Consider the following 16,821-nt stretch of genomic DNA (forward strand, 5'->3'; position numbering starts at 1 on the left):
CGCGTCTCTCCCGCCGATCCGCATCGCTCGACGAGCGCCCCTACCACGTCGTCAGCGCCGTGCGTCCGTGATCGTTCACGAGGACGGCGACGAACGCGAGTACGCCGGTGATCGCGAACGCGCCGCCGACGTAGAACACCGCGGCCATGCTCACCTCGACCATCAGCCAGCCGGCGATCAGCGGGCCGGCGACGGAGCCGGGGTGTCAGACGAGTTCGCGGAAGGAGTCGGCGACGCCGAGCAGTCCGGAGAACACAACCAGCGGGAGGTACGCGGGCGGCAGTTCGCCGACGATCGGCACCGTCACGTCGGCGCCGAGCGCCGCGCCGACTCCCGAGGCCAACGGGATCGCGAGTGCGATCACCCCGTAGGCGCCGCCGCCGGCGAAGACGAACAGTGAGCGCCCGTAGGGTCGGAGAGGCGCCCGGTGAACAGCTGTCCGACCATGTTCGTCGCCTTCTCGGCGGTGACGGTGACCTCGATGGCGATACCGGCGACGCCCAGCCCGCCCCCGGCCATCGACGTCCCGGCGGAGATCGGGATCCACGTCCGGACCATGGTGACGGCGAAGGCGTACTGGACGCGGAACGTCGAGACGGTGACGAGCTTTCGGTTGACCGCGAGGTCAGAGAAGGGGAACCCCTCGACACGAGTGTCGTCGTCGTCGAGCACGCGCCACGTGATGACCCAGGCGACGACCATCAGCGCCGCGATGACGGTGAACACCGGTTCGAAACCGACCGCGTCGTAGATGCCCCCCGCCGACAGCGACCCGAGGATGGAGGCCGCGAAGGCGGCGGCGTTCGCCTTTCCGATCTTGTCGGCGCGGGTCCCCACGTCGGCAATCTGACCGACCAGCGAGAGCGTCATGAGCCCCGCTCCGGTGACGACGACCCCCTGCAGCGCGCGGATGAGGATAAACGACGCCGAAGAGTCGACGAGCGGGAACAGCGCGTAGACGCCCGCACCCACCCCGACCACCCACAGCAGGACGGTTCGCTTGTCGAACCGGTCGCCAGCCCACGCCAGCGGGACGACGGCGACCGTCTGTGCCAGCGTGAAGCCACTCGTGTACATCCCGATGACGAACCCGGCGGAGATGGAGACTCCGAGCACCGTCATCCCCTGCGGGTCGAGCGCGTTGATGTACGGACCGAGCAGCGTTATCAGGGTGATGAACCCGAACCCCTCGGCGAACCGAGTGACGTAGAGCGCCCAGAACTGCGACCGCCTGTCGGCGTTGCTCACGTCGGATCGGTTCGGAGACGTTTAAAAGCGATTTCGTTTTGACGGACCCATCCGAATCGGCGCCGGGTTTTTGCATCGCGCCGCGCGTTCTCCCGGCATGGGTGATCCCGCCTGCGACCGTCGGTTCTGTCCCGACTGCGACCTCGCGGTCGCGCGGAGCGACGACGTCTGCCCGGAGTGCGGCGCGTCTATCGAGCGCCGCGAGACGTGAGGGCGGCACCCGGCCCGTCGCCGTCGACCTCGCCGGTCCGCTACTACAGCGTGTCGCCGAACTTGTCGCGACGGAAGAGGTCGATCTCCTGTGCCGACGACCCCTCGCGCGTGACCGCGAACGCGATGGCCTCGGCGACCTCCTGTGGCTCGGTCACCGTTCCGGGCTCGAACCGCTCCTCGAACGGCTCGCCGTCCTCGCTCCCGAACTCCGTCCGGACCTCGGAGGGGTTGACGACGCTCACGGCGACGCCCTCGTCGCCGACCTGCGCCGCGACGCTGTGTGCGAAGCCCCGGACCCACCACTTCGTCGCGGCGTACACCGGGTTGAACGAGCGCGGATACTGACCCGCGAAGCTTCCGACCACGGCGAGTGTTCCCTCGCTCTCTGTTAAATACGGGAGCGCCTCCCGCGTGAGGAAGAACGTTCCGTCGACGTTCGTCTCCTGCATGCTGAAGTACTCCTCGTCGGTCATCGTCTCGACGTCGCTGCCGCGACCGACGCCCGCGTTCGCGACGACCACGTCGAGGCCGCCGAAATGGTCCACGGCGAGATCGACCGCCGCCTCGCTCGTCGCCCGGTCGCCGACGTCGCCGTCGGCGACCACCGCGCTCGTCCCGTGTTCGGCTTCGATGTCCGCCGCCAGCGACTCCAACGCCTCGCGGCGGCGAGCCACCAACACGAGGTCTGCGCCGTCCGCCGCGAGTTCGCGCGCCGTCGCCTCGCCGATACCCGAACTCGCGCCCGTCACCAGTGCCGCGGTTCCGTCGAGCGTGCCCATGCGTGGTCCGTCGTCGACGTCGAGTATAAAAGGTCGCGTCGGGCCGACGCCGGACGCGGGGCTGAAACCGGTGAATCTGTTGAACTCCACTGTGCTTGAGAGTTCGGAGACGGCGCGCTGAACGGCAGACGCGAGTTCAGCGAAGCCGCGTATCCGCCTTCGCCACGCGGATCAATCGCCGATCGTGTTAACCGTTATCACGGTTCGACGAGTAGAGGCGAAGTGGGGTGCTGACCACTATGACCTTAGCACAAATACCGAGGTACGATCCCACTCGAATCTCGGGCGAAGACGGTCAGGCTGTTGTCGTCGGGGGAAGTATGGCCGGTTTGTTGGCGGCCAGAGTGGTATCAGACGAATACGAGCGCGTCACGTTAGTTGAGCGGGACCCCCTGCCCGACGAGCCCTCACCGCGCCCCGGCGTGCCGCAGGGAAATCATCCGCACGTCCTCTGGACGGCCGGTAGCGACACCATCGAGGACCTGTGTCCGGGGTTCGGTGAAGCGCTCCTCTCGACCGGTGGCTTACGGACCGATCTCATTCGGGATTGGGTGGTCTACGAACGAGGTGGATACATCGGCGGTGGGAGCGACCGGACACCGGATCGGCATCCGATGTACTCGGCGAGTCGTCCGCTCATCGAACTGAACGTTCGCCGGTTCGTCTCCGAAATTGAGGGCATCGACATCCGTTCACATTGCCAATTCGTCGATTACGTCTTCGACGAGGGGTCGTCGTCGGTGACGGGAGTCATCATCCGTGGGGAAAACGGCGAAGCGACTGAACTGACGGCGGACCTGGTCGTGGATGCAACCGGCCGCGCGAGTCGCACTCCGAAGTGGCTCGACGAGCACGGCTTCCAATCCCCGACAGTCGAGGAAGTCCACGTCGATGTAGCCTACAGCACGACGCTCGTCCGGCGCCCGTGGGACGACAGACGGGCGATTATTACGACGCCGGATCCTCCGCGAACTCGGGGTGGATCGGCCTTTCCTGTCGAAGGCGATCGGTGGTTAGTGAATATTCATGGCATGCTCGGGGACCATCCGCCGACCGACCGCGACGGATTCGAAGAGTTCGCGTCGAGCCTTCCGATTCCACACCTGACGGAAATACTCACCGAGCACGAATGGATCTCCGAGGAGATAGAGTACTACCCGTTTCCGTCACATCGGCGCCATTACTACGAGGAATTGGACGAGTTCCCGGACCGCTTGGTGGTGCTCGGCGACGCGATCGCCAGTTACAATCCGATTTTCGGTCAGGGCATGTCTGTGGCCGCTCTGGAGGCCCTGCAACTCCATCATTCGCTCGCAAATGCTCCCCACGAGACGCTTGCCCTCGACTTTTTCGCCCGGGCCGAAACGGCCGTGGATCCGGCATGGATGGTCGCCACCGGATCGGATCTCAGGTTCGATGGAACGGAAGGAGAGAAACCACGAGGGACCGATCTGAGCAACTGGTATCTCTCGCGGTTACTCAGAAAAGCCCATACCGATTCCAGCTTAGTCGAGGCGTTCATCGGGGTAGTCACCATGGAGAAGCCCCCGTCGTCGCTATTCCGCCCCTCAATCGCGTGGCGCGTACTGACCCCCGGCGACTAATCACTCTTGCGGCCTTCTGTTTCGCTCCGTCGTCGTCGACGATCGGTTTCCTGAATACTGGCTTGGTGCCTTGATTTCGGCCGAATTGGTACCGCAGCGCCCGTGATCCCAGCGCGACAGCTCCGACGCTGTCGGCACTTCCACTTTCACCGCCCATCCATGGCTCACCCCTTTTAGCTATCTTCCCGTCGGCGCTAACATGCCCACTCGTTCCCGACGACCGACCGCCACTCTCCCGGACCTCGCGCCGGGCGTCACGCTCGTCGACGTCGACGACGAACTCGGTGTCACGCCCGTTCAGGCGCTCCTGCTCGACCGCGTCCTCGGTGCCGACGGCTCGGCGTTCTGGGTCGACGGCGCGAACGGGGCGAACACGAGCCGCCTCCGCGAACTCGCCCCGGCTGATCGCGTGCTTGACCGCGTCGAAGTGGCTCGCGGATTCACGGCCCATCAACACACCTCGCTCCTCGATCGACTGGTCGGCCGGCTGGCCGCCCGAGAGTCACCGTCGGTCGTCGTCGCGACCGGCCTCGACGGGATGTACCGCGCCGCCGACGTTGACCGCGAGCTCGCGGAGCAGCTGTTCATCCGCGCGATCGCGTCGGTCGCTCGCGTCGCCCGCGTCCACGACGTGCCGGTCATCGTGACGCGGTGCCGCGAGGACGACTTCTCGCGGCCGTTGCGCCGGGCCGCGACGACGCACCTCCAGTGCCAAGAGACGCCCTTCGGACCACGCTTCGAGGACGCCTCGGGCGAGACGGAGACGCTCGTCTACCACACCGAGGACGGCTGGATGCAGACGACGCTCGCGTACTGGCGCGAGGTGCTCGAGCACCGCGCTCGGATGCACGAGAGCGCCACCGTCGCACGCACAACGGCTACGCCGGGGATGCAGTAATGGGTCGGACAACCCCGACGTACCGGGACCAGTTAGGAGCGATCGAAGACGAGTGGGGCGCATTCAGACGAGCGCTCCGCCGTAAGGATCAATCCCGATTCGACCAGCTGTTCGTGTACGCTCGCGATCACGCCGACGCCGCCGGGAATCTCAACCACTCCGACCCACTGGCTCCGGTGTGGGTTGCGATCGCGCTCGAACAGGAACGCCGAATCGCCGAACTGGAGTCACGGGTCGATTCTCTCGCCGACGAATAGCCAGTGACGCTCACGCTCGACTATCTCGGCGATGGACGCGTCGCCCGGTGGACGCTCACCCCGGACAGCGTCGCTCGCGAGGTTCACGCGGACTATCAGCCGACGCTGTTCGTCGGTGATACCGCTAGCGACCTCTACGGACAAGCGGGCGGGTCTGCTCCGACACCACCGCCACGGGAGGGACTCTCTGATGCACTTCGCGAGCTCCGATCCTTTTTCGACGGCCAGGAGGCAGTCGTCAGCCTCGACGTCGAGACACACCGGCAGACGTTCCGGACGGACGCTCGGCCACTGCTCCGCGTCGATGTCACGTCGATCGAAGCGGTCCGAACGGTCGCGAAGCGAGTCCGACAGTTCGGACAGGCGGATACCTACACCTGCTACAACGTCGATTTCACGCGGCAGCTGCGATTCTGCCTCGAAACAGGCACGGCGGCCGGCCCCGACCGCTCGATGCGCGACCTGCGAACGCTGCGCCTCGATTTCCCCCGGCACGAGTCGGGTATCGAATCGTTGCCGCAACTTGCCGTCGACGGCGACCGGGTCGGGTCAACGCCGCGCGAGGTCGTCGCCGGCGTTCGGGCGGTCCTCGACGACCGCGACCCGGACGTGCTGGTCGTCTCGACCGCGGACCTCGTCCCGTTGCTGTTCGAGGCGGCCGACTCGTACGGTGTCGAGTTCGACCTTGGTCGGCGACCGGGTTACACCAAGCTTGCCGGCGCGTCGACGTACACCTCTTACGGCAACGTGGGGCACTCGCCCGCCCGGTACGCGGTCCCCGGACGCGCCATCATCGACGAGTCCAACTCGTTCTTCTATCACGAGTCTGGGCTGGAGGGGTGTCTGGACCTCGTCGAGCGCTCCGGGTTGCCGCTGCAAGAACTCGGCTGGGCCTCTATCGGGCGGGTCCTGACCGCCATGCAGATCCGCGAGGCTCGGAGCCGCGACGTGCTCGTCCCGTGGCGAGCGTGGCGGCCGGAACTGTTCAAAACGGCGGCGACGCTCGACGATGCCGACCGAGGTGGGACGACGTTCGCCCCGGATGTCGGCGTGCACGAGGACGTTCACGAGCTCGACTTCGCATCGCTGTATCCCAACATCATCCGGACGCGCAACATCTCGCCCGAGACCGTGCGCTGTGGCTGCTGTGACACCGAGGACGTGCCGGGGCTGGGGTACTCGATCTGCGATCGGGACGGCTACCTGCCGGAGGTACTCGGTCCGCTGATCGACGCCCGAAGCGAGATAAAAGAGCGGATTCCCGATGCCGACGGCGAGGAGCGCGAGCGCCTGGCGGCGGCCTCCTCAGCTATCAAGTGGATCCTCGTCTCCTGCTTCGGGTATCAGGGCTTTTCGAACGCCAAATTCGGCCGCATCGAGTGTCACGAAGCGATCAACGCCTTCGCTCGCGAGCTCCTCCTCGACGCGAAAGCCGCATTAGAGGAGGCCGGCTGGCGCGTCGTCCACGGCATCGTCGACTCCATCTGGGTCACGCCCGTTGCCGGTCGCGACCAACGGTCGCTGGAGACGGTCGCGGCCGAAATCAGCGAGGCGGCGCGGATCGAGTTAGAGTACGAATACGCGTTCGACTGGGTGGCGTTCTGCCCGATGCGACGCTCCGAGTCGGGGGCGTTGACTCGGTACTTCGGGAAGCGCCGCGGCGAGGCGTATCCCGAGACGGGACTCGGGGACGCGGTCAAGACGCGCGGCATCGAGGGGCGACAGCGCTCGACGCCGGCGTGGGTCGAAGAGGTCCAGAGCGAGGCGCTCCGTACGTTCGACGAGACGCGCTCGCCCGAGGCGGTGTGTGACGTGCTTCGGCGTCGCCTCCGTGAGCTACGGGCGGGCGAGGTGGAGCCCAGTGCGCTCGTCGTCGACAACCGGGTGTCGAAGGACGTCGACGAGTACTCGATGGCGACGCTCACCGTCGCAGCGTTACAGCGAGCACGGATCGAGGGCGCGGGGGTGGCTCCGGGACAGACCGTCCGGTACGTGGTCGTCGACGCGGACGCGCGGGGCGCGTCGCGAGTTCGATTAGAGTTCGAGGAGTTGGGACGGTACGACACAGCATGGTACGAGGACGCCGTCGTGCGCGCCGTCGAGAGCGTGCTGGCGCCGGTCGGCTGGCGCGAGGCTGAGATTCGTCAGTACCTCAGTGGGACGACCGACGAGACATTAGCGAGTTTTTGCGGCAGCGACCCTAACCGCTGAGAACCGTTCCGACGCGTCGACCTGGACATCTCTTTGACTTCGCTTCCGTCTCCAGCCAGCGCGCACCGATCCGGTCGCTCGCTATCCGCTCTCGCTCGGGTTGCCCGTCGTAGCGCAGCTTGCAGATTCACTCGGCGGCGTCGAAGTCGACGTCGTCGGGTTCGATCACAGAGACCTGGAAGGCGGGCCCGTACTCCTGCTGTACGGCCCAGAGACTCGGTGCCGCGACGTTGCGGGTCCGTGTTCGGCATTTCCTCTTTGTAGCACCTTGAGAGGGCCCGTACGCGACCGCGGAGACTGCGACCGGTCTGGCCGATATACGTCAGGCCGTCTCGATCGAAGTGTCGAACACGGTAGATCCCCGGATTCGTGGAGAGGCGAGAGAGTTCGCCGTCGGCCGGGTTCAGACTCAGCCACGGTGACCAGTCGAAACCCACCCAGTCGGCGGCGTGGTAGTCGGACGCGTTGATCGTAGTCACGTAGTGCGTTTTGTCTGGTGGCCGATATTTAGTGTTGGCTGTCGCTTTCGGTGATCGCGATCGCGGCGGCGAGTCTCCTACACGCCGGCGCGTGGCATCGCGCACCCCCGGGGGACCCCTGTGCGCTACTCCGAAACGCGCGCGTATCTGCGTCGTCGATCGCCGCGCCCGCTCGCCGCTCGGCCGCGAGATCGGCTGTCGTGGAGTCCTCGCTTCGAGCGCGCAGATACGGCCGTCCGCTGACTCGTGGGCTCGATCGCTCAACAACTGACAAGTATTGCATCCATTCGCAGGGCGAACGCACGGCGGTTTCGCCGCAGATAGCTGAATGTATGCCGTGTTTGTCGGTCGAAACGGAGACATATTCGAACATATTCGATAGTATGGGCAACAATATTCATATACTGGCCGATTTGTCCCCTGTTCCGCACGTCACGCGTCTCGGAAGATGGTGTCGGGTGAGACAGAGGTATGACCCCCAGTCAGGTACGTGTAGTCGACTGACGATTGATGCTCGACGCACGGTCCAGATACCCCGCCGATGCGACCGGACCGACGGGCGAACATCACGTCCGACCCACACACCATGAGAGACGAACACACTGACGGACGCGACACATTGACCGGCCACTCCAGACGCGACCTCCTCAGGACGGCTTCGATCGGCGCCCTCGCTGCCGGGTTCTCCGGGTGTCTGGGCGGCGCGACTAGCGGCACCGACACGACCAGTAGTGGCGCCGGTGCCACAGTCCGCTGGGCCGGCACTCAGAACCCCGATACGACGTGCTGGGACTTCGACGAGAACCAGTCCGAAGAGTCGGAGGGCTGTGGACTCGTCTATCCCGTCTTCGAGCTCAAGCGGCGACTCGACGCGCGAGAAGATGCCCCGGACATGGCGCTCATCGACAGCAAGGAACTCTGTAGCGAGCAGTCCTGCATGTCGAAGCTCGACTCGAAGGTGATTCAGTTGGGCAGCAGCTCGGTCGCCAACTCCGCGAAAATATGGCCGGAGAACGAAATCTGGAGCATCCCGTACACGTTCCCGGTCCACCAGCGGGCCTCCATCGGCTACAGTTTCGTCCACCCGACCACATGGGAGGACTACTGGGTGCCCTTCGCGAAGAAGTACAACGTCGTCCCGGTCGGCTTCGACCCGCCGGGCTACCGCGCCCACCTCATCGGTACGGGCAGCGACCCCGGCACCCCGGTCACCTCGCCAGCCGACTTCGAGAATCGAAAGATCCGCACCACCCAGAGCGAGGTCATCTCGACGGCATTCGACGAGCTCGGAATGAATCCGATCACCATCTCCTTCTCCGACACGCTCCAGGGGATGAAGTCGGGCGTCGTCGACGGCCTAGAGATTATCACGCCCTACGCCGTCGCGGCCCAGATAACGTCGATCACCGCGCAGGTGACGCTGACCCAGTGGGCACCCGGTCTCGACCCCATCTGGTGTCGAGTCGACTTCCTCAAGGGCCTCTCGGAGGCCGAGCGGACGGCGTTCGCGGAGGTCACGGCCGGCCTGGCCGAACAGAGCATCCAGCGCACCGATCGGATGTACGAGCGCTACCAGGGGCTCAGCCCCGATGCACCCGTTGAGGGCTCGAACTTCCACACGCAGGGTCCCGATGACGAACCGGTGCAGGTCAACTGGCTGAGCGAAGAGGACCTCAACGCGTGGCGGGAACCCGTCAATCCGGCCGACAACCGCGACCTCTACGACGACGCGATCGGTCGGGTTCACGACGAGTTCACGGACGGGTTCTTCGATCAACTCCACGACATCGCTCGCGAGAGCGGCGTGCCCAACCAGTCGAAGAACTTCACGCTCGACGCCTGGTGGGACGACTATCTGGATCAAATCTAAGTCGCCGATGTCGACAACACTCTTCCGGTACCTCAGGATGCTCCTCGACCCGGAGCGGCTGCAGGAGACGCGTCTCGGTCCCGTCGAGCGCAACCTCGAGCTCTTCCTCGGCGGGACGCTTCTCGTCGTCTACGGGCTGGTGATCGGGTTCTCAGTCATCCAGCGCACCCTGACCGGTGAGCAGGCGCTGTGGGCACAGGAGAGTGCCATCGGGATGTTCGTCTGGGTCGCCTGGCTCTCCGTGGCGTACGTGATCCGCAACGAGGATCACTTGCGGTTCACGATGGTACTCGACGATCTGTCGAACACTGGCCGGTACGTCGTCTACTGTGTCGAGTGGCTCTGCTGGATCGCTTTCGCGGGCATCGTGTTCGTCTACTCCCTCCCCGTCTTCGGCGACTTCCTCAGCCGTGGCGGGACGATCACGGGCACGCCGGTCCCCGACGCAATCACGTATCTGGCGGTGACGGTCGGCGTCGCACTCGTGCTCTTTCGTGTCGCCGAGCAGATGCTCTGGGTGACGTACGCCTTTCGCCGCGGCGACGACATCACCTACGCGGACGGCGAGGTGGTGGGCGAGTGATCCCCCTACAGGCTGGTGTCGCCGGCCTCCCTCCGGGCGTCGCGCTCTCGGTTCTGACCCTCGGCGCCGTCGGTCTATTCGTGGTCGGGGTACCGATCCTATTGGTGTTCTCGACGTGGGCCATCGGCTTCACCCTCGTCTTCCCCGTCTTCAGTCTGCGGAACCTCGCACTCGTCTCGTACTATCAGCTTTGGACATTCCCGCTGACGGCCGTCCCGCTGTTCATCCTCGTCGGCGCCCTCATCAACCAGTTACAGATCGCACGCGACATTATCAGCCTGTCCCGCTCGCTTGCGGGGTGGCTCCCCGGTAGCTCGGCCAACACGGCGCTTGTCACCGCAGGGGTCTTCTCCGCCATTACGGGATCGAACGCCGCGACGACGGCGTCCGTGGGCGAGGCCTTCACCGACGAACTCAACGAGGAGGGGTACGACCCCGTGTTCAGTGCCGCCACGATCGCTGCTGGCGGCACGCTGGGGATCATCATCCCGCCGAGCGTCCTCTTTATCCTTTACGGCGTCACGTTCAATCTCTCCGTCTCGGAACTGTTCGTCGCCGGCATCCTGCCCGGCATCCTGATGCTCGGTGGACTCATCGTGACGGCAACGGTCATCTCCCACCGGCGTGACTATGGGGTGTCCGACTACTCGTTCAGCATCACGTCCGTCCTTCGGTCGATGTTCCGGGCGCGGAACTCCCTGCTCACTATCGTCGTCCTGCTGGGTGGCATCTTCACCGGCCTGTTTACTCCCTCGGAATCGGCTTCCATCGCGATCCTCTTTGTCGTCACAGCTGAATTTCTCTCCGGGCATATCGACGATTTCGAGTTTGTGACGGAGTCTGTCCAACTCACCGTCTATCTCGTCGGCATCATCATTCCGGTGTTGATCACGTCGATCATGATCCAGCAGAGCCTCTCGTTTCTCAGCCTACAAGATGTGGTCTCGAACGCCATTTTGGCGCTCGATTCACCCGTTCTCGTCGGGATCGCGTTGCTCGTCGTCATGCTCCTGAGCGGGTCGATTCTGGCATCGATTCCGAACATGATCCTCACCGCGCCGCTCTTGGCGCCTGCCGCTTTCTCCCTCGGCATCTCGCCGCTCATGTGGGGCGTGATCTTCATGATCAGCGACGCCATCGGCTTCATCACGCCGCCGTACGGTCTCAACCTCTACATCATGAGCAGTATCACCGACATCGACTACATCAAAATCGCCCGCGCCGCCTTCCCCTACTTCGTCGTGTTGACCTCGGTGCTTGTGCTGTTTTTCGTCTTCCCCGAGGCGAACGTGCTCGCCGCGGGCTGACCTTCCGCGGGGACCGGTCTTCGTCGTATGACGCGGCATATATGTAGCTGACCGGCCAACGGTGAGCCATGTTTCTGTTGCTGACCGCGGGCCCGGACGACGGTGACGCGGCTCTCCCCTTCGTCGCCGCCAAGGGGGCACTGGCCAACGGCGACGACGTGTCCATCGTGGCGATGTCCGATGCCGTTCACCTCCTGACGACCGACACCGACCGCCACGCCATCGACGCGTCGGGGCTCCCCACCGTCGGGCAGACTGTCGAGCGACTCCGCGACGCCGACGCTCTCGCGGACGCCGTCGCCCTACGCGACTGTTGTGCCGCCCGCGACATCGACGAGGCTGACCTTGCCGACTGGGCGACGATGGACGACGAACGCGCGGTGCCCCGACTCGCGGCCGCTCACGACACCACGCTCTCCTTCTAACCCGGCCGCGGACACCACCCCCCACAATCTAGACGCCTTCCAGATCGATTTTCGCGAAATTATATCTGGAGATCGAGAAATATCCATTTCCCTTCCGGCACCGGTATCGGTCGGGGCGACACGCCCCTGTTCGCTATGACAGCACCCCCGCCGACTCAACGAAGACTACTCCGTGCCGGGCCGTACTTGACGTGGGAGGCATCGGCCTCGGCTTCGGCCGCGAGATCGTCGAGCACCGACTCGATCGGCTCATCGACCGGGTAACACTCGACGACCGCCGGCAGCCGGTGGTGCGCGACGTACACGTCTTCTCGCCCGGATGTCGCCGTGTACGGCCGGTGCTCTGTAGACCGCCAGCGCTCGTAGCCTGCTCCGCTCCAGCCGGCGCTGTCTTGCCAGAGCCGGAGCTCGTCGTCCTCGTTGAACAGCTCTCCGATTTCAACTTCTTGCCGCTCCTCGACGACTGCGATTGCGGCGTTTTCGTCGGTGTCGAGATCAACGTCGATCTGCCCATCGACGCTGCTCATGACGCCACCTCCGGACTAATCGCTAACCGACCGAAAAATGTATCTAGGAGGTCTCTGCCTTTTATTAACGAAGCGGGCCGGGCGCGATTTGAACACGCGACCGACGGATTAAGAGTCCGTCGCTCTCCCTAACTGAGCTACCGGCCCTCATCCAAACCAACCCCTGTCGAGGTAAAAGACCTTTTCATTCGACGGCGCCGGCATCCCGATACGGCGCTGTCGGAGAGTCACCGACGGCGGTGGTGCAGTCCGCTTGATGCGTCGGTCGTGCGCTCCGATAGCACTCTCTCAGCACTCCGTCTGTGTGACCGGCGTCGTCGCATGCGGAGAGCGCACCCGTTAAGTGTCGTCCCGGAAAAATCAGGGCTAATGAGTAGTGGGGCATCCGGATCAGCGCGGACGAAGTACGCGATCCTCGGCTGTGGCAGCGTTGGGCACGCGGTCGCCGAAGAGCTGACGGGTCGCGGCAAGGACGTGCTTATCCTCGACCGCGACGAGAGCCGCGTCGAGGCGCTCCGCGACCAGGACCTCAACGCCCGCGTCCAGGACATCTCCGACCCTGACGTCGTCGACGAACTGACGGACCGCGACATCGTGTTGATTCTCGCTAGCGACGTGGAGGCGAACAAGGCGGCGGTGTCGGCGGTGCGCGAGGTCGGCGGCGACCACTACGTCGTCGTCCGCGCCTCCGACCCCGTCAGCGAGGACGAACTTCGCGACCGGGGAGCCGACGTGGTGATCAACCCCTCCACGGTGATCGCCGACAGCGCGCTTCAGTCGCTCGAGACCGGCGAACTGGAGTACATGGCCCGCCAGCTCGCCGAGATCCTCGAACAGGACGGCGGTCGGATGGCGATCCTGACCCACGACAACCCGGAGCCGGACTCGATCGCGTCGGCCACGGCGCTCCAGGCGATCGCGGACGCGTTCGGCGTCGAGGCGGACATCCTCTACACCGGAGACGTCGGTCATCAAGAGAACCGGGCGTTCGTCAACCTCCTCGGGATCGACCTGCTGGCGCGGTCGGAGGCCCCCGATCTCTCCGAGTACGAGACGATCGCCGCCGTCGACCTCGCGAAGTCGGCCGACGACGGCTTAGACTTTGACGTCGAGGTCGACATATACATCGACCACTTGGAGGCGGACGTCCCGTTCGATGCCCGGTTCGTTGACGTACGGACCAACGTCTCCTCGACCTCGACGATCCTCACGAAGTACCTCCAGGAGTTCGACCAGTCGCCGACCGAGGCGGTCGCGACCGCCCTCTTGTACGGGATCCGTGCCGAGACGCTCGACTTCAAGCGGGACACCACGCCCGCCGACCTGACCGCGGCCGCCTACCTCCACCCGTTCGCGAACCACGACACGCTCGAGCAGGTGGAGTCGCCGTCGATGAGCCCGGAGACGCTGGACGTGCTCGCGGAGGCGATCCAGAACCGCGAGGTACAGGGGAGCCACCTCTTCTCGACGGCCGGCTTCATCCGCGACCGCGAGGCGCTCGCGCAGGCGGCCCAACACCTCCTCAATCTCGAAGGGATCACGACGACCGCCGTCCTCGGCATCGCCGACGACACCATCTACCTCGCCGCGCGCTCGAAGGACATCCGGCTGAATATCGGCAACGTGCTCGACGAGGCGTTCTCGGAGATGGGCGACGCCGCCGGCCACTCGACGCAGGGGTCGCTGGAGATCCCGCTCGGGATCTTCACCGGAATCGAGGCGAGCGGCGATAACCGCGACACCCTCCTCCACCTCACCGAGGAGGCCGTCCGCCGGAAACTGTTCGACGCGCTCGGCGTCGAGGGCGGCGGCGGCGACGGCGCCAACGGCTCGTAGCGCGATCCGCCGAATTCGTTTTACTCGTCGGTGCCCACACTCACGTACGGAGCACCGCGACCATCATGCACGTTCCGACGGACCCGCCCTCGACCTGCCCCGCCTGCGGTGCCCCCTACGAATCGGTGTCCCGCCACGCCGACGGGTTCGTCGTCAATCTCCTCGATAACGAGCGGTACCGGCGGGTCTGTTTCGATCCGGCGAGCGAGGCCGAGACGCCGGCGCTCGACTGTTACCATCACACACACGCGCAGACGGACGTCTCGGTCGACGGTGAGGTCGGTGGTGAGACCGGCGATGAGGCCGGCGGCCGCTAGAAGTCGTCGCCCTCGGTGATCGAGGTGTGCGAGCCGATCAGCGCGCCGGAGAGATCCACTCCTATGAGCGTGGCGCCTTCGTCGATCACCGAGTTGCGTATCTCGGAGTCGGTGATGGTCGCGTTCGGGAAGACGACCGCGCGGTCGAGCGTCGAATCGGTGACGGTCGCGCCGGACATGACGTGGACCACGTTCCCGAGGTCGGAGCCCTCGACGGTCGCGTCGTCGGCGACGAGCGTGCCGCCCTCCAAGGCGTACTCGACCGCGTCGAGGTAGCTGTCGGCGGTGCCGATGTCGAACCACGCGCCGTCGAAGGTGAACGCGTGAACCGGTCCGCGCCCCTGGAGCCACTGGAGGAACCAGCCCGGCTCGTCCGGGTTGTTGCCGTCCGAGAGGTACGTCGAGAGGTCGGGCAGCGTCTCGGCGGGGAACGCGTAGCACGCGATGGAGACGAGCGTGCTCTTCGGGTCGTCCGGCTTCTCCTGAAAGTTCACGACCTCGTCGCCGTCGAGTTCGACCAGCCCGTACGACTTGGCGCGCTCGCGGTCCTCGACGTCGTAGGCGGCCAACGTCGGTGTCCCCTTCGCCTCGAAGAAGTCGGCGAACTCGCCCAAGTCGAAGCTGATCAGGTTGTCGCCGGCGACCACGATGAGGTCGTCGTCGACCCCCTCGCGGTCGACGAGCTGTTCGAGCGCCCCCACGACGCCGAACTTCTCGTCTTCCTCGACCGTCTCCTCAACCGAGAGAGTCGGCTTCTGGAACGGGCTGTCGGCGAGGTACTCCTCGAAGGTGTCCGCGAAGCGCTCGTTGGTCGAGACGAACACCTCGTCGACGCGGTCGTCCGCCTCGAAGTCCTCGAAGATCTCGTCGATGACGGTGTTTTTCCCGATCGGGAGAAACATCTTCGGTCGGTGCTCGGTGATTGGCCAGAGTCGGGTCGCGTAGCCACCCGCGAGTACGACGGCTTTCATACCAGTTCCGTCTCACCCCGGTGTGATACCTCTTTTGCTCGTCTCAACACTCAGACACGCGATCGGTGAGATCGGTCGACGCGGTCGGCGCGACCAGAGCGAACGCGAGAGGGTTTGCTCGCGCCTACTCGCTCAGCCGATCGGTGTCGATGCTCACGCCCGGCGGCGTCACCACGAGGAACCCGCGGAAGTGCATCAGCTCGCCGCCCATGTCCTTCACCTCGCGGGCGAAGCCGGCGGCGAGTTCGTTGAGGTCGCCGTCTATCGACAACACCAGCGTGTTGCCGTAGTCGACGCTCCGGACCCATTCTTCGGGCTCCGTCGTGCCGTCGAGGACGCCGAGGACGACGTCTCCGGCGGCCGCGAACGCCTCGTCCATCTGCTCTTCGGCGTCGCGCAGATCGAGGTCCCAGTCGCTCATACTGCAGGGTCGCGAGGGGGCGGCAAAAACGTTCGGACGCCGAGCCCCGGTTCGGCGACCGGTGTCACGGGCCGTCGCGGAGTCGTTAAGTGCGCGCCGACCCCAGCGAGGATATGGAACGCACGCGGCGGTCCCTGCTCGCGGGCGCGGCGTCGATCGGCGTCGTCGGCGCGGCAGGATGTCTCGGCGGCGGTAGCGGTGACGATGGTAGCAACACGCTCGACACGGGCGAATACGACTGCGACCTCACGGAACCCGCGGACCCGGACCTCGAGTTCCGGCCGGTCATCGGCGACCCCGATTCCGACGTTGTTGTGCAGGCGTTCGAAGACTTCACCTGCGGTCACTGCGCCACATATACGCTGGAGCACTTCCCGACGATCCGCGAGGAGTACATCGCCTCCGGCGAGATCCGGTACGAGCACTGGGACTTCCCGATTCCCGTCAACGAGGCGTGGGCCGTCCCGGTCGCCAGCGCGGCCCGCGGCGTCGGCGCGCGCAACGGTTCCGAGGCGTTCTTCACGTTCGCCTCGACGGCGTACGAGTCGCAGGGCAGTTACAGCGGTGAGGCGATCGGCGCCGCCGCCGAGGCCGCCGGCGCCGACCCGTGCGCCGCCATCGCCGACGCGCAGTTCGCGGCCTACGAGGAGGCCTCGATGAGCGACCGGAGCGAGGGCGACTCGATGGGGATCTCCGGCACGCCGACCATCTTCGTGAACGGCGAGGCGGTCGACACCTACGAGGCGGAGACGATCGCGGCGGCGATCGACGAGGCGCTGTAACCGGCGCCGCCCCGAGTCACCGACCGGACCGTCGTCGTCCCAGCCGTTCGGACGGGCTCCCCGACCGGGGCGCCGACCTTTTGTCCGTCCGAC

At 65.4% G+C, this 16,821-nt stretch carries 14 protein-coding genes, 1 tRNA gene and 2 pseudogenes; 11 read left to right on the forward strand and 6 right to left on the reverse strand.

The features are described from left to right. Nucleotides 1-40: 40 nt before the first annotated feature. A pseudogene (locus ACNS84_RS03700) lies at nt 41-1,248 on the reverse strand (MFS transporter). Between the two features lie 254 nt (nt 1,249-1,502). Further along, nucleotides 1,503-2,240, reverse strand: a complete 738-nt coding sequence (locus tag ACNS84_RS03705; RefSeq protein WP_435073487.1) for an SDR family oxidoreductase — start codon at nt 2,238-2,240, stop codon at nt 1,503-1,505. A 614-nt stretch (nt 2,241-2,854) separates the two neighbouring features. Between ACNS84_RS03705 and ACNS84_RS03710 the strand changes: the two genes are divergently transcribed. The 8 genes from ACNS84_RS03710 (at nt 2,855) to ACNS84_RS03745 (ending at nt 11,874) form a co-directional block, all read left to right on the forward strand. Then, nucleotides 2,855-3,844, forward strand: a complete 990-nt coding sequence (locus tag ACNS84_RS03710; RefSeq protein WP_435073488.1) for an NAD(P)/FAD-dependent oxidoreductase — start codon at nt 2,855-2,857, stop codon at nt 3,842-3,844. Between the two features lie 199 nt (nt 3,845-4,043). After that, nucleotides 4,044-4,742: a P-loop NTPase family protein gene (locus ACNS84_RS03715; protein ID WP_435073489.1), complete on the forward strand. Its 699-nt coding sequence runs from the start codon at nt 4,044-4,046 to the stop codon at nt 4,740-4,742. Then, complete coding sequence (locus tag ACNS84_RS03720) at nt 4,742-4,999, forward strand: DUF8156 family protein (RefSeq protein ID WP_435073490.1); 258 nt, start codon at nt 4,742-4,744, stop codon at nt 4,997-4,999. Before ACNS84_RS03715 ends, ACNS84_RS03720 begins: the two co-directional genes overlap by 1 nt. 3 nt (nt 5,000-5,002) lie before the next feature. Further along, nucleotides 5,003-7,210 (forward strand): type B DNA-directed DNA polymerase, encoded by a 2,208-nt coding sequence (locus tag ACNS84_RS03725; RefSeq protein WP_435073491.1) that lies wholly within the window; start codon nt 5,003-5,005, stop codon nt 7,208-7,210. Between the two features lie 1,065 nt (nt 7,211-8,275). Continuing rightward, nucleotides 8,276-9,559, forward strand: coding sequence for a TRAP transporter substrate-binding protein DctP (gene dctP, locus ACNS84_RS03730; protein ID WP_435073492.1), 1,284 nt, complete (start codon nt 8,276-8,278; stop codon nt 9,557-9,559). Nucleotides 9,560-9,566: 7 nt separating this feature from the next. Further along, entirely contained in the window at nt 9,567-10,142 is a 576-nt protein-coding gene (locus ACNS84_RS03735; protein WP_435073493.1) for a TRAP transporter small permease, read from the forward strand. Next, nucleotides 10,139-11,449, forward strand: coding sequence for a TRAP transporter large permease (locus tag ACNS84_RS03740; protein WP_435073494.1), 1,311 nt, complete (start codon nt 10,139-10,141; stop codon nt 11,447-11,449). The genes ACNS84_RS03735 and ACNS84_RS03740 overlap by 4 nt, the downstream gene beginning before the upstream one ends. A 68-nt stretch (nt 11,450-11,517) precedes the next feature. Continuing rightward, on the forward strand, nt 11,518-11,874 hold the full coding sequence (locus ACNS84_RS03745; RefSeq protein WP_435073495.1) for a DsrE family protein: 357 nt from the start codon (nt 11,518-11,520) through the stop codon (nt 11,872-11,874). Between the two features lie 155 nt (nt 11,875-12,029). On the opposite strand, the gene ACNS84_RS03750 is transcribed toward ACNS84_RS03745, so the two are convergent. Together ACNS84_RS03750 and ACNS84_RS03755 are read right to left on the reverse strand one after the other, a co-directional pair. Then, entirely contained in the window at nt 12,030-12,401 is a 372-nt protein-coding gene (locus ACNS84_RS03750; RefSeq protein WP_435073496.1) for a hypothetical protein, read from the reverse strand. A 73-nt stretch (nt 12,402-12,474) separates the two neighbouring features. Further along, nucleotides 12,475-12,548, reverse strand: a tRNA-Lys gene (locus ACNS84_RS03755). Nucleotides 12,549-12,770: 222 nt separating this feature from the next. Between ACNS84_RS03755 and ACNS84_RS03760 the strand changes: the two genes are divergently transcribed. Together ACNS84_RS03760 and ACNS84_RS03765 are read left to right on the forward strand one after the other, a co-directional pair. Then, complete coding sequence (locus ACNS84_RS03760) at nt 12,771-14,237, forward strand: DHH family phosphoesterase (RefSeq protein ID WP_435073497.1); 1,467 nt, start codon at nt 12,771-12,773, stop codon at nt 14,235-14,237. A gap of 65 nt (nt 14,238-14,302) precedes the next feature. Continuing rightward, the gene (locus ACNS84_RS03765; RefSeq protein WP_435073498.1) at nt 14,303-14,554 is read left to right on the forward strand and encodes a DUF8145 family protein; all 252 of its coding nucleotides are present in this window, start codon (nt 14,303-14,305) and stop codon (nt 14,552-14,554) included. Here the strand turns inward: ACNS84_RS03765 and ACNS84_RS03770 are convergent. Together ACNS84_RS03770 and ACNS84_RS03775 are read right to left on the reverse strand one after the other, a co-directional pair. Beyond that, nucleotides 14,551-15,525, reverse strand: coding sequence for a nucleotidyltransferase family protein (locus tag ACNS84_RS03770; protein ID WP_435073499.1), 975 nt, complete (start codon nt 15,523-15,525; stop codon nt 14,551-14,553). The two genes, ACNS84_RS03765 and ACNS84_RS03770, sit on opposite strands and share 4 nt — an antisense overlap. Before the next feature lie 127 nt (nt 15,526-15,652). Then, nucleotides 15,653-15,946 (reverse strand): annotated as a pseudogene (locus ACNS84_RS03775) (DUF5779 family protein); the annotation flags it as partial. Between the two features lie 113 nt (nt 15,947-16,059). Between ACNS84_RS03775 and ACNS84_RS03780 the strand changes: the two are divergent. Further along, complete coding sequence (locus tag ACNS84_RS03780) at nt 16,060-16,728, forward strand: thioredoxin domain-containing protein (protein ID WP_435073500.1); 669 nt, start codon at nt 16,060-16,062, stop codon at nt 16,726-16,728. Nucleotides 16,729-16,821 lie beyond the last annotated feature (93 nt).

Source organism: Halorubrum wangae, from assembly GCF_051194135.1.
GTDB lineage: Archaea > Halobacteriota > Halobacteria > Halobacteriales > Haloferacaceae > Halorubrum.

Excerpts from the sequence above, each read along its gene's own strand:
- ACNS84_RS03705 (WP_435073487.1), bottom strand. The coding sequence starts at position 2,240 with ATGGGCACGCTCGACGGAACCGCGGCACTGGTGACGGGCGCGAGTTCG.
- ACNS84_RS03710 (WP_435073488.1), top strand. The coding sequence starts at position 2,855 with ATGTACTCGGCGAGTCGTCCGCTCATCGAACTGAACGTTCGCCGGTTC.
- ACNS84_RS03715 (WP_435073489.1), top strand. The coding sequence starts at position 4,044 with ATGCCCACTCGTTCCCGACGACCGACCGCCACTCTCCCGGACCTCGCG.
- ACNS84_RS03720 (WP_435073490.1), top strand. The coding sequence starts at position 4,742 with ATGGGTCGGACAACCCCGACGTACCGGGACCAGTTAGGAGCGATCGAA.
- dctP (WP_435073492.1), top strand. The coding sequence starts at position 8,276 with ATGAGAGACGAACACACTGACGGACGCGACACATTGACCGGCCACTCC.
- ACNS84_RS03735 (WP_435073493.1), top strand. The coding sequence starts at position 9,567 with ATGTCGACAACACTCTTCCGGTACCTCAGGATGCTCCTCGACCCGGAG.
- ACNS84_RS03745 (WP_435073495.1), top strand. The coding sequence starts at position 11,518 with ATGTTTCTGTTGCTGACCGCGGGCCCGGACGACGGTGACGCGGCTCTC.
- ACNS84_RS03750 (WP_435073496.1), bottom strand. The coding sequence starts at position 12,401 with ATGAGCAGCGTCGATGGGCAGATCGACGTTGATCTCGACACCGACGAA.
- ACNS84_RS03760 (WP_435073497.1), top strand. The coding sequence starts at position 12,771 with ATGAGTAGTGGGGCATCCGGATCAGCGCGGACGAAGTACGCGATCCTC.
- ACNS84_RS03765 (WP_435073498.1), top strand. The coding sequence starts at position 14,303 with ATGCACGTTCCGACGGACCCGCCCTCGACCTGCCCCGCCTGCGGTGCC.
- ACNS84_RS03770 (WP_435073499.1), bottom strand. The coding sequence starts at position 15,525 with ATGAAAGCCGTCGTACTCGCGGGTGGCTACGCGACCCGACTCTGGCCA.
- ACNS84_RS03780 (WP_435073500.1), top strand. The coding sequence starts at position 16,060 with ATGGAACGCACGCGGCGGTCCCTGCTCGCGGGCGCGGCGTCGATCGGC.